Genomic DNA, 11,800 nt, shown 5'->3' on the forward strand with positions numbered 1-11,800 from the left:
ATAACACCCTTATTTCTTTTCTTTGAAAATAAAGAATTTACTAAAAAGATAATTAGATACCACTACAACAAATTGGGTCAATACTTTGGAAAGATTGGTTCCGAGGTTTAATCCATCAACTAACAAAAACATACTGCCCATATCAAATAGACCAGAAATGAGTCTAAAACCAAAGAAATAGAGGAATTCTGTTACTGTTTGTTTCAATGAAGTAGTCTGTGTTTTGAATACATATTTTTTGTTCGTTACATAAGCAAATACGATAGAAATGAAAATGGCAATCGCATTTGCAAATAAATAAGGAAATGAGAGAATCGTTTCAAAAAGGTAAAATGTTCCAATATTCACCACGGTAGTGAGGATACCAAATAATCCGTAGTGAATAATTTCTTGAAATTTTTTATATATGCTCATTAATTTATTCATGATGAACTTCCTTTTTGGTTTTTATATGTTTTTCACGGATGAAATAGGCTGGGCGTCCCTTCGTTTCAATAAATACTCTTCCAAGATATTCCCCCATGACTCCTAACGAAATAAGTTGAATTCCACCCAGAAAAAGAATAGCTGCTAATAGTGTTGGATATCCAGCTGAGTTGCTCCCAAAAAGTATAGTTTTGCCTATTTCATAAGCTAAAAACAAAAAAGATATAAGCGAAGTAAAAAACCCAATGTAAGACCACATCCTCAGCGGCACAGTACTATATGAAGTAATGCCATTTATAGCTAATTTGAATAATTCGGAAAAATCAAATTTTGTTTCTCCAGCAAATCGTGGCTCTTCTTTATAGCTGATTTCTTTTTTATGAAACCCGATCCAACCATACATCCCCTTCATGTAACGCTCATTTTCTCTTAATTCACGCAAAGCCATAACACATTTCCTATCTAATAACCGAAAATCTCCTGCACTGGGATAAACTTGTTCACTTGTTATCTTTTGTACGAATTTATAGTAGGTTTTTGAGAAGAAATTTTTAACCCCATCTTCATCTTCTTTCTTTTCTCTCACAGCATATACATCTTCATATCCCTGTTCCCAGTATTTAATCATTTCTTCAATAATCTCAGGTGGATGCTGTAAATCTGCATCAAGTATGATGACTGCTTCATCGCTAGCATAATCTAGACCTGCTAGCATAGCTGTTTCTTTTCCAAAGTTTCTTGAGAGATCTAGATAAGAGACTCTTGGATGATTTTCAGCTTTCTCTTGTAGCAATTCTAAGGTATTGTCTGTACTCCCATCATTAATAAACAAATAGGTAAACATGTAACCAGAAATATTATGCGTTACTTCGTCTAAGCGATCGACTAGTTTATCAAGCGACTCTGCTTCATTATAAGCAGGAATAATTATTGTAATTCCTTTCATATCTTTTGTCCTCCACTCTTGCTTCCTATTCGATCATTCCTCTTTTGTAAGAATGATTATACGGTTCGTATGATTTTTCATTCAGCACAATTGCTGCTTCATTAACCCAATTTGGATTTCTTAAAAGCGGTCGACCTAAAGCTAAAAAATCGGCTTGCTCATCTTCTATGATAAAACTCGCCAGTTGAGGATCACCCAATTTCCCTACTGTAGCAACGGGAATACCTATTTCTTTTTTGAAGAGAGTAGCCCATTTTGTTTGATATCCTGGATAAACTTTAGTCGGCTTAACATTGCATAACCCACCACTTGAGACATGCAATACGTCAATTCCTAATTCTTTTAACCATGCAACGATTTGTCTGAACTCTTCTTCAGTCGTACTATTTTCAACATAATCCGTTCCTGAGATCCTTACCCATACACTTTTAGAAAAAGACTGTTTCACTTCTTCCACAACTTCTTTTAATAAACAAAAACGATCAGCTAAAGAATTCTGTCCGTAGCCATCATCTCTTTTATTTGTGACAGGCGATAGAAATTGATTTAGTAAATATCCGTGAGCAGCATGAATTTCAACCATATCAAAATTAGCTTTTTCTGCTCTTTCTGCAGCTTTTTTAAATTTTTGAACTGTCTCTTTTATTTCATCGTAGTTTAATTTTTGCGGAGTTTGATACTCTTCACTAAAAGCTATGGCACTTGGTGCATAGCTGACTGGTTCATCTTGTGCTTTTCTTCCAGCATGAGCCAACTGTATTCCAATCTTACTTCCTAAGTCGTGTACATGCTCAACCAATTCTTTTAGATTAGGAATTTGATCATCATTCCAGATACCCACATCGTTTTTCGTGATACGACCTTCTTTGGTTACCGCACTGGCTTCCACAATGATTAGTCCCACACCCCCCAGAGCTCGAGCGCCATAATGAGTAAAATGAAACGGAGTGACGATCCCATCTTCTTTCTCAACTTCGTACATGCACATCGGCGCCATTACAATTCTATTTTTTAATGATAATTTTTCTGATTCATATGATTGGAACATCTTTAACAATTTTTTTTCCTCCTTAGTTGACAAACTATATTTTAACTAATCTCTTTAAAAAAAGAAATGAAAGCATCTTTTCTAATATCATTTCCTTTTCTGATGTTCAAGAAAAACAGCATACTATATTGGGCACTCTATCCTCATAAAGGAGGGCAGCATGATTGCCAATTTTTTATTCAAAATAATTTACTCTTACGGTTTTTCGAATGGGAACGACTTCATTTTTTTGCGTTGGATGGAATAACAAGTAGGAGCGTTTTATAAAAAGCAATCTGAGAATGAGCGCAAAGATTTTTTTATTCTTGACATTCTATGTCTATCATTCAAGAATCACTCTTAAGTTCTTTCACAAGAAAATGAATCTCCGTTTGCTCCTTCACAATAAAATCGATTTATTCAAAAACTCGAACGCTTTTTCTACTATATCCTGTTATTCTTTAATGCCGACTTTTTGAATCTTCTCCCCCTTATCCTACTCTTCCACCTAGAAAAACATTTCTTCTGATTGTGAACGGGTACTTCTCCTCATCTCGAAGACTTCTTGTATACTACCCCTCGTTCAAACTTGTAGAAGAATGACTGCGTTGTCTATTCTATTATCTAACAGAATGGACTTGTACATATTTAGCATTTTTAAAACCGTTTACATTAATATAATGCCTTAATCCTGCTCAATTATTTGAAAAAATCACAATTATACTATAAAATAATTTATAGTCTCAAAATCTATAAACTCATTTGTTAAAGATAGACTTCAAGTAATTATTATCATTTTACCATTTAACAACTACTTTACGAGTGAGTTTCTTCTCTTTTGAGAACTAAATTATTCTGAGGAGGAATACCCATGAAAAACAAGATAATGGATACTCTACAAGGTCTCGGTAGAACATTCATGCTGCCTATTGCCTTACTTCCGGCTGCAGGTCTTATGTTAGGTATCGGAGCATCTTTTACTGGAGATTCATTTATTAGTTTATATAACCTCGAAGGCATCCTCGGGGAAGGAACCATTCTCAACGGATTCTTAGCAATTTTGAGAGACTCCGGTGATGTTATTTTTGGAAACTTGCCTTTATTCTTTGCAATTGCTGTTGCATTGGGTATGGCGAAAGCTGCAAAAGAGGTTGCTGCTCTAGCATCTGCAGTTGGTTATTTGATGATGTATGCATCAATGACAAGTACGATTGCTAACTTTAGAGACATTGATCAATTAAATCAAACTGCTGGTTTAGTTGGATCTGTTCTTGGCTTTGATAACACCTTGAATATGGGCGTTTTTGGTGGGATCATCATCGGCTTGATTGTAGCAGCTTTACACAATCGTTTTTACAAAGTCGAATTCCCAGATGCTCTCTCATTCTTCGCGGGCACTCGCTTCGTTCCTATCATTTCTGCTTTCGTTGCCGTATTAGTCGGTATCGTAATGTCTTTCATTTGGCCTTTTGCCGGATCTGCAATTGCATGGTTAGGCGAAGCCGTTGCTGATTTAGGCTATTTCGGTACATTCTTGTATGGTTATATTTATCGTATTTTGATTCCATTAGGACTTCATCATGTTTTCTATCTCCCATTCTGGCAAACTGCTTTGGGTGGTACTGCTGAAGTTGGTGGCCAAGTGGTTGAAGGAGCACAAAATATTTTATTCGCTCAATTAGCCGCCGGACAACCAATCGATCCGGAAGCTGCTCGTTTCTTTGCTGGTATGTTCCCGTTCATGATTTTCGGTTTCCCAGCAGCTGCATTTGCAATGTACCAAGCTGCAAAACCAGAACGTAAAAAAGATGTGAAAGGCTTAATGTTCTCAGCTTCTCTAACTTCGATTTTTACAGGGATCACGGAGCCAATTGAGTTCTCATTCTTATTTGCCTCCCCATTTCTATATTTCGGGGTACATGGTGTTCTAGCCGCCTTCTCCTTCATGCTCATGCATATATTGGAAGTTGGTGTGGGCGTAACCTTCTCTGGTGGACTACTTGACTTTGTCTTGTATGGTATCTTACCTGGTCAGGAAATGACCAACTGGATTCCAGTAGTCGTTGTCGGGTTAATTTACGGAGTTGTTTATTATTTAGTATTCCGTTTCTTCATTCACAAATTTGATTTGAAAACTCCTGGTCGTGAAGAAGGAGACCAAGAGGCAAAAATGTATACAAAAGCTGACTACAAAGCTAAACAACATGGAAAATCAGGAGACGGATCTGAACCTATTCAAGATGAAATGTCTCAAGATATCGTAACTGGATTAGGCGGACCAGACAATCTAAATACTGTCGACAACTGTGCAACGCGTTTACGTGTTAATGTTAAAGATAGTACCAAAATTGATGAAAGTTTATTGAAATCAACTGGTGCTGCTGGTGTGACAAGCAGCGGTAACAATGTTCAAGTAATTTATGGGCCAAAAGTTTCAAACATTAAACAGAATCTTGATGAATACCTTTCATCCGTGGGTAAAACTCCTTCAAACGATGAATAAAATAATAAAACAAGACGCGTATTCCATAATTGGAATACGCGTCTTGTTTTATTATTTTATTCCCACTCGATTGTTGAAGGTGGCTTGGAAGTTATATCGTAAACCACACGATTAATATGGCCAACTTCATTCACCAAACGCGTAGAAATTTTTTCTAATACAGGGTATGGAATGCGTGCCCAATCGGATGTCATTCCATCAATTGAAGTCACCGCACGAATTCCAATTGTGTAATCATAGGTTCTTCCATCACCCATTACCCCCACACTTTTAAATCCTGGTAGGACAGTAAAATATTGCCAGATTTCTTTATCTAATCCAGCATTTGCTATTTCTTCTCTCAAAATTGCGTCACTTTCACGAACGATCTCTAATTTTTCTTCAGTAACTTCTCCTAAGACACGAATTGCTAGCCCTGGTCCTGGGAATGGTTGCCGCCAAACTAGTTCACTCGGCATACCTAATTCTTCTCCTAACAGTCGGACTTCATCTTTGAATAGCGTATTCATAGGTTCAATAAGCTGGAAATCCATTTCTTCAGGTAGTCCACCCACGTTGTGATGTGATTTAATTGTTTGAGCAGTAGCCGTTCCACTTTCAATTACGTCTGTGTACAATGTTCCTTGCGCTAAATATTCTACACCATCTAGTTTAATAGCTTCTTCTGCAAATATTTCAATAAACTCATGTCCGATTATTTTTCTCTTCTCTTCGGGGTCACTTACACCCTTTAGTTTAGACATAAATCTCTCTTTTGCATCCACTCTGATAATGTTCAAGCCGAATTTTCCGATCAGGCTCTCCATTACCTGATCCCCTTCGTCCTTGCGCAAGAGACCGTGATCAACAAAGATACAAACAAGCTGATCTTGAATCGATTTCTGTAAGAGGACCCCTGTCACACTGGAATCAACTCCACCTGACAGTCCTAACAATACTTTTTTGTCGCCGACTTTATTTTTTATCTCCTCTACCTGCGCATCAATAAAATTACTCATGTTCCAATCTCCTAAAAATCCGCAAATAGAATAAGCAAAGTTTTTAAGTAACTGATCTCCATGTATAGAATGACGAACTTCAGGATGAAATTGTACGCCATAAAGCTTTTTTTCTTTATTTTCCATAGCTGCAATTGGACAATGAGGATTGGTTGCCGTGATCTCGAATCCCTCAGGAAGTCCTGTTACGTAATCCCCATGACTCATCCAGACACTTTCAGTGCTTTCCATATCCTTAAATAATGCTTGATCAACCTCTTGAATGGCGATTTCTGATTTTCCGTACTCTCTTTTCCCAGCTAGCTCAACTACTCCGTTGAATTCTTTTGCAATCAGCTGCATCCCATAACAAATACCTAAAATCGGAATACCCAAGTTGAAAATTTCCGGATCAATAGCAAAGGCACCCGCATCATAAACACTCATTGGACCACCTGAAAAAATGATTCCCTTTACATTGATTTCTTTTAATTCATCAGCACTTATTGTATGTGCATAGAGTTTTGAGTAAATGCCAAATTCTCTCATTCTTCTGGTGATCAGTTGATTGTATTGACTTCCAAAATCTAATACAACCATTGTTTCTAAAGCTTCCAATCCTTTTTCTGCTTGCACGTAAGTCACTCCTAAGATTAATATTTTTTTAATAAAATTTGATCAATAAAATGGTTTTGCGTTTTATGAATGATCATATTTGCACGGAAACGAGTTGGAAGAATATATTCTTCCAGGTTTTTCAAGTTTATTTTTTTCCATACATTTCGTGCCATATCAAATGCCTCTTCCCGGCTTCCGATTGCATATTTGTAGTAATAGTTTTCTGGATCAGTAAAAGCAGTCTGTAAAAGTATCCCAAATCTTTGCAGATACCATTTTTCAATTCTCTGCGGCTCTGCATCCACATAAATAGAGAAATCAAAGAAGTCACTCACATAAATCTTTTCGCTTGACGGAAGTTGCAACACATTGATACCTTCCACTATTAAAATGTCTGGTTGATGAGTTTCCTCAAAAGAACCTGAAATAATATCATAGTGTTCATGCGAATAAACAGGGATTTGAACATCTTTACGTCCATTCTTCATATCACTAAGAAAATGAACTAAACGATCCATATCGTAGCTCTCTGGAAAACCTTTCCGATCCATGATCCCTCGACGTTTCAACTCTTTATTTGGATATAAAAACCCATCAGTCGTCACGAGTTCCACCCGCTTATTTTTATATGCTCGAGACATTAATATCTGCAACAAGCGTGCAATCGTACTTTTCCCAACGGCTACACTCCCTGCAACCCCTATTATATAGGGATCATTTTTCAAAGGTTGATCCAATAATTTTTTCTTTTCCTGCTGATGTTTTGCGTAATGATTTATATATGTATGCATAACTTGTAAAATAGGCATATATATTTCTTTGACATCTTTCATGGAAAGACGATCATTAAGGGACCGTAAAGCATCTAATTCCGCATCTGACAAACTGATTCCCCTATCTACAGGCATTCTTTTCCATTCGTCACGATCGATTATATAAAAAGTATCTGATTCTTTCATTTTTCACCATCCTTGTGGAGTTCATTTTTGATAAGTTTGGTTTTTAACATTGTAACAAATAATAGCATACTTTTATTCAGAAAAAAGAAACTATCTTTCAATTCTTTTTATTTTCATCAATTCTTTAGTGAATCTTAATTTTTATTTGTTATTTTGTAAGAAGAATGACATTCACAGAAGGGAACCGCTTATGGAGAAAAATAAACCTACAGCTTTGGGAAAAGCACACGGGAAAATCATTTTAATTGGCGAACATTCAGTAGTATACGAAAAACCCGCCATTGCTATTCCGTTTAAAGCTACAACCGTTTCAATAAAAATAGTCTATGTTCCCGGAGAAGTCTCTATCAAAAGTGATTATTTTACCGGTGTGTTGACTCATGTTCCTATTGAACTTGAAAATATTAAACAACTTATCATAAAAACATGTCAACTGATTCAATTACCTCTTGCTAATTTCCAGTTAGATGTAAGCAGCTCTATTCCCTTTGAAAGAGGGATGGGTTCAAGTGCAGCCATCGCAGTAGCTACAGTTCGTGCTTTATACGCTTACTGTGATATTCCATTAACAAAAGAAGTCTTACTTGAATTAGTTGATTTTTCAGAGACTATCGCGCACGGTAATCCTAGTGGGCTAGATGCTCGAATCACTAGTTTCGATGAACCTCTCTACTATCAAAAAAACCGACCTTTTGTTCCCTTTGATTTTGTTTTAGACGCCGTCTTGATCGTCGCAGACACGGGAATAAAAGGTCAAACAAAAGAAGCGGTCAAAGCAGTAGCTAAACTGTGTGTTGAAGATCCCAAAACCACCGCTGAAATAATGAACAAGCTTGAGAATTTGACGATTGGCACAAAAAAAGCTTTGCTTGAAAACAACCCTGCTCTTGTGGGATCGTATTTAACAGGAGCTCACAGACTATTAGCCGATTTGACCGTAAGTTCCCAAAAACTTGATCAATTGGTGACCGTTGCACTTGCTTCAGGATCTATAGGAGCAAAATTGACTGGTGGTGGCCGAGGTGGTTGTATGATTGCTTTAGCTCATGATTTCCAGCAAGCAGAGAAAATTTCTAGCAAACTTGTTAAAGCTGGTGCCACTCAAACATGGATTCATTCATTAGGAGCTGAATAATTTGATAACAATAAAAACTGTGCGCGCGCATACAAATATTGCCTTAATAAAGTATTGGGGGAAAAAAGATGAAGAATTGATTATTCCTATGAATAGTTCTCTTTCTTTAACTCTGGATGCTTTTTATACAGATACGAGTGTATCTTTTAGCTCTACATATGAAAAAGATACTTTTTACCTTAACGGAATAGAACAAGATGAAAAGGCTTTTGAGAAATTGAAACCCGTTATTCAGCAAATACGTGAGTGGAGCAATGTAACCTCCCCCCTCTTGATAGAAAGTTACAACCATGTTCCGACGGCAGCAGGTCTTGCTTCGTCTGCTTCAGGAATGGCAGCTCTAGCTGGGGCTGCAAGTCTCGCAGCTGGGCTTACGTTGACCCAAACAGAACTCTCTCGTTTGGCAAGACTCGGTTCTGGTTCTGCAACACGCAGTATTTTTGGTGGATTTGCTGAATGGCAAAAAGGCACGAGTGACAAAGATTCTTATGCTATTCCAATTGCCGAGGCAGATTGGGATATTGGGATGATTTTCCTCATTTTAAATAAGAACAAGAAAAAAATTTCAAGTAGAGAAGCCATGCAACGGGCAGTCAATACGTCTCCTTATTACTCTGGGTGGCTAGAATCAACTGCGGAGGATATTGAAGAAATGAAACTAGCGCTTGCTGAAAAAAACTTTACCCGCGTAGGTGAATTGACAGAAGCAAGTGCTCTAAAAATGCATGCTTTAAATTTTTCTGCCAGCCCTCCTTTCACTTACTGGGAACCAGAAACGTTACAAGCCATGAAAAAGGTTGAATCTTTAAGAGAAAAAGGGTTTTCCTGCTTTTACACAATGGATGCTGGACCCAATGTGAAAGTGTTATGTAGATTAAGTGAAGCCGAAGCTTTGATAAACGAACTCAAACAATCATTTAATGAATATACAATAGTTTTATCCAAACCTGGACGAGGAATCGAAGAAATTTCTTCTCCTAACAAGGAGGTAACCTAATTTGGACACAGTAACTGCATCCGCTCCAGGAAAACTATACATTGCTGGAGAATACGCAGTAGTCGAACCTGGCTACCCTGCTATTCTTGTAGCAGTCGACCAATTTATCACGGTACGTATCACCCCTGCCCAAGACGAAGGGAGTATTCGTTCCTTTCAATATGGAAATTACCCAGTCACATGGAAAAGAGAAAATGGTGAGATCGTTTTGGACAAACGGGAAAATCCATTTCACTATATATTTGCAGCACTTTCTGTAACTGAAGCATATATGAAGGAAACCACTCAGGATCTCTCTTTATATCATTTGACAGTGAAAAGTGAACTAGATAGTGCACAAGGACTAAAATACGGACTTGGCTCGAGTGCTGCCGTTACCGTCGCAACTATCCGCGCCTTACTTAAATACTATAATCAAAAAGAAAATAATCAATTAGTATTTAAACTAGCCGCCCTGGCTCATATTCAACTTGGAAGTAATGGATCATTTGGAGATATTGCTGCTAGTACTTATACAGGGTGGATAGCCTATACTAGCTTTGATAGACGCCGACTCAGCGAAAAACTCCAAACCCAATCTGTTTATTCTCTAGTTCAGGAATCCTGGCCCTTATTCTCAGTTGAAAGATTGATTCCACCTGACAATTTGAGATTGATCATCGGATGGACCGGATCGCCAGCTTCTACTACAAAGTTAGTTGATAAAGTAAAAGAACAAAAAACGACTAACCAAAACTTTTATCACCAATTTTTAAATGAGAGCAGACAGTGTGTACAAGAAATGATTAGAGGTTTCCACGAAAATAATCTTTCTATAATACAGGAACAAATCCACCTCAATCGTCACCTCCTGCAACAAATGAGTAATGATACGAATGTATTGATCGAAACGAATCGTTTGCACTCTCTTTGTGAAATTGCTGAAATATACGGCGGAGCAGCTAAATCCTCGGGAGCTGGTGGCGGAGATTGTGGAATTGCCATATTCCATCGTCACGATGCTTTAATGGAACTGTTAGCTGATTGGGAAAAAAATAATATTGCTATTTTACCTTTACAAGTTTATACAGCTGAAAAATCTGTTTGACTACTATTTTAGGAGTGATATCTCTGAAAACTACGAATAGAAAAAATGAACATGTCTCCTTGTCCGAAAAATTTTATAGTGAGAAAAGCCAATCTTCTTTTGAGGATTTTTCCTTTGTTCACCACTCTTTTCCTGCACATAATGAATCCGATGCATCCTTAAATACAGCTATTGAAACGTTGACTTTTGATTCGCCATTTTTTATCAATGCAATGACCGGTGGCAGTAAATGGACTGAAAAAGTCAATGGTAAGTTGGCTACTGTAGCAAGGGAAACTGGATTAGCGATGGCTACAGGTTCTATCAGTGCCGCTTTAAAAGATCCTGAAGTAGCAAACAGTTATAAAATTGCCCGTAAACAAAATCCTAATGGCTTACTATTTGCTAATTTAGGTGCCGGTCATTCAATTGAAAATGCAAAAAGAGCGATCGATTTAATTCAAGCCGATGCTCTGCAAATTCACATTAATGCTCCTCAAGAATTAGTTATGCCCGAAGGCGATAGAGATTTTAGTAATTGGTTAGAAAACATTGCCCAAATTAAACAACAGGCTGGTGTGCCCATTATTGCAAAAGAAGTTGGATTTGGAATGAGTAGAGAAACGATCCAATTGCTTATCCAAGCTGGGATCTCTATCGTAGATGTCAGTGGAACAGGTGGCACGAATTTTGCGCAAATAGAGAACTACCGACGCAAAGTTGATAAATTAGATGCTCTAGAGAGTTGGGGCCAGTCTACACCCATTTCATTGTTAGAAGCTCAATCATCCCTAGACAAGATCTCACTTATTTCATCTGGAGGAATACGCTCTGCAGGATCAGTCGTAAAATCTCTGGCTTTGGGAGCAAAATTAGTTGGCGTATCCAGTCACTTTCTCCATTTAATATTGCAGGAAGACGAAGATGCCGCCATTTCAGAAATTGAACGGTGGAAAAAGGAAATCAGAAAAACAATGACGCTTCTTAGCGCATCTCGTATCTCAGAGTTACAAGAAACTGATATGATAATTGGGGGGAAAACAAAGGAATGGTGTGAAGCTAGAAACATTGACTACCGCCAATTTGCTAATCGTTTTTCCCTAAAATAATACAAAACGACCCTATAAGGAGTCTCTATTATTACGA

The 11,800-nt window shown here is 37.5% G+C and carries 10 protein-coding genes; 5 read left to right on the forward strand and 5 right to left on the reverse strand.

Annotated features, from left to right (window positions below; all coding sequences use genetic code 11):
* Positions 1–9: 9 nt before the first annotated feature.
* The 3 genes from H626_RS0104305 to H626_RS0104315 are packed head-to-tail and all read right to left on the reverse strand — an operon-like array spanning position 10 to position 2,420.
* On the reverse strand, positions 10–426 hold the full coding sequence (locus tag H626_RS0104305; RefSeq protein ID WP_027108241.1) for a GtrA family protein: 417 nt from the start codon (positions 424–426) through the stop codon (positions 10–12).
* The gene (locus H626_RS0104310; protein ID WP_027108242.1) at positions 419–1,372 is read right to left on the reverse strand and encodes a glycosyltransferase family 2 protein; all 954 of its coding nucleotides are present in this window, start codon (positions 1,370–1,372) and stop codon (positions 419–421) included. Before H626_RS0104310 ends, H626_RS0104305 begins: the two co-directional genes overlap by 8 nt.
* A gap of 25 nt (positions 1,373–1,397) precedes the next feature.
* Entirely contained in the window at positions 1,398–2,420 is a 1,023-nt protein-coding gene (locus H626_RS0104315; RefSeq protein WP_027108243.1) for an NADH:flavin oxidoreductase/NADH oxidase, read from the reverse strand.
* Positions 2,421–3,270: 850 nt separating this feature from the next.
* On the opposite strand from H626_RS0104315, the gene H626_RS0104325 reads away from it, so the two are divergent.
* The gene (locus tag H626_RS0104325; RefSeq protein WP_027108244.1) at positions 3,271–4,902 is read left to right on the forward strand and encodes a PTS transporter subunit EIIC; all 1,632 of its coding nucleotides are present in this window, start codon (positions 3,271–3,273) and stop codon (positions 4,900–4,902) included.
* A 56-nt stretch (positions 4,903–4,958) separates the two neighbouring features.
* On the opposite strand, the gene guaA is transcribed toward H626_RS0104325, so the two are convergent.
* Both guaA and coaA read right to left on the reverse strand, forming a co-directional pair.
* Positions 4,959–6,479 carry a glutamine-hydrolyzing GMP synthase gene (gene guaA / locus H626_RS0104330; RefSeq protein WP_051237834.1) on the reverse strand — a complete coding sequence of 507 codons (1,521 nt, stop codon included), beginning with the start codon at positions 6,477–6,479 and terminating at the stop codon, positions 4,959–4,961.
* A 53-nt stretch (positions 6,480–6,532) separates the two neighbouring features.
* On the reverse strand, positions 6,533–7,456 hold the full coding sequence (gene coaA, locus H626_RS0104335; RefSeq protein ID WP_027108246.1) for a type I pantothenate kinase: 924 nt from the start codon (positions 7,454–7,456) through the stop codon (positions 6,533–6,535).
* 190 nt (positions 7,457–7,646) lie between these two features.
* Here coaA and mvk point away from each other — a divergent pair, with 190 nt between their 5' ends.
* Genes mvk through fni form a run of 4 tightly spaced genes read left to right on the forward strand, consistent with a single transcriptional unit; the run spans position 7,647 to position 11,763 of the window.
* Positions 7,647–8,591 carry a mevalonate kinase gene (gene mvk, locus H626_RS0104340; RefSeq protein WP_027108247.1) on the forward strand — a complete coding sequence of 315 codons (945 nt, stop codon included), beginning with the start codon at positions 7,647–7,649 and terminating at the stop codon, positions 8,589–8,591.
* 1 nt (position 8,592) lies between these two features.
* The gene (gene mvaD, locus H626_RS0104345) at positions 8,593–9,588 is read left to right on the forward strand and encodes a diphosphomevalonate decarboxylase (protein ID WP_156883234.1); all 996 of its coding nucleotides are present in this window, start codon (positions 8,593–8,595) and stop codon (positions 9,586–9,588) included.
* Between the two features lies 1 nt (position 9,589).
* Positions 9,590–10,675, forward strand: coding sequence for a phosphomevalonate kinase (locus tag H626_RS0104350; RefSeq protein ID WP_027108249.1), 1,086 nt, complete (start codon positions 9,590–9,592; stop codon positions 10,673–10,675).
* 14 nt (positions 10,676–10,689) lie between these two features.
* Positions 10,690–11,763 carry a type 2 isopentenyl-diphosphate Delta-isomerase gene (gene fni, locus H626_RS0104355; protein WP_342664974.1) on the forward strand — a complete coding sequence of 358 codons (1,074 nt, stop codon included), beginning with the start codon at positions 10,690–10,692 and terminating at the stop codon, positions 11,761–11,763.
* Positions 11,764–11,800: the final 37 nt, after the last annotated feature.

The sequence above is a fragment of the Lacticigenium naphthae DSM 19658 genome, from assembly GCF_000425865.1.
Lineage (GTDB): Bacteria > Bacillota > Bacilli > Lactobacillales > Carnobacteriaceae_A > Lacticigenium > Lacticigenium naphthae.

Bases quoted from the DNA above. Each gene is read 5' to 3' on its own strand.
- H626_RS0104305 (WP_027108241.1), bottom strand. From the start codon at position 426: ATGAATAAATTAATGAGCATATATAAAAAATTTCAAGAAATTATTCAC.
- H626_RS0104310 (WP_027108242.1), bottom strand. From the start codon at position 1,372: ATGAAAGGAATTACAATAATTATTCCTGCTTATAATGAAGCAGAGTCG.
- H626_RS0104315 (WP_027108243.1), bottom strand. From the start codon at position 2,420: ATGTTCCAATCATATGAATCAGAAAAATTATCATTAAAAAATAGAATT.
- H626_RS0104325 (WP_027108244.1), top strand. From the start codon at position 3,271: ATGAAAAACAAGATAATGGATACTCTACAAGGTCTCGGTAGAACATTC.
- guaA (WP_051237834.1), bottom strand. From the start codon at position 6,479: ATGGTTGTATTAGATTTTGGAAGTCAATACAATCAACTGATCACCAGA.
- coaA (WP_027108246.1), bottom strand. From the start codon at position 7,456: ATGAAAGAATCAGATACTTTTTATATAATCGATCGTGACGAATGGAAA.
- mvk (WP_027108247.1), top strand. From the start codon at position 7,647: ATGGAGAAAAATAAACCTACAGCTTTGGGAAAAGCACACGGGAAAATC.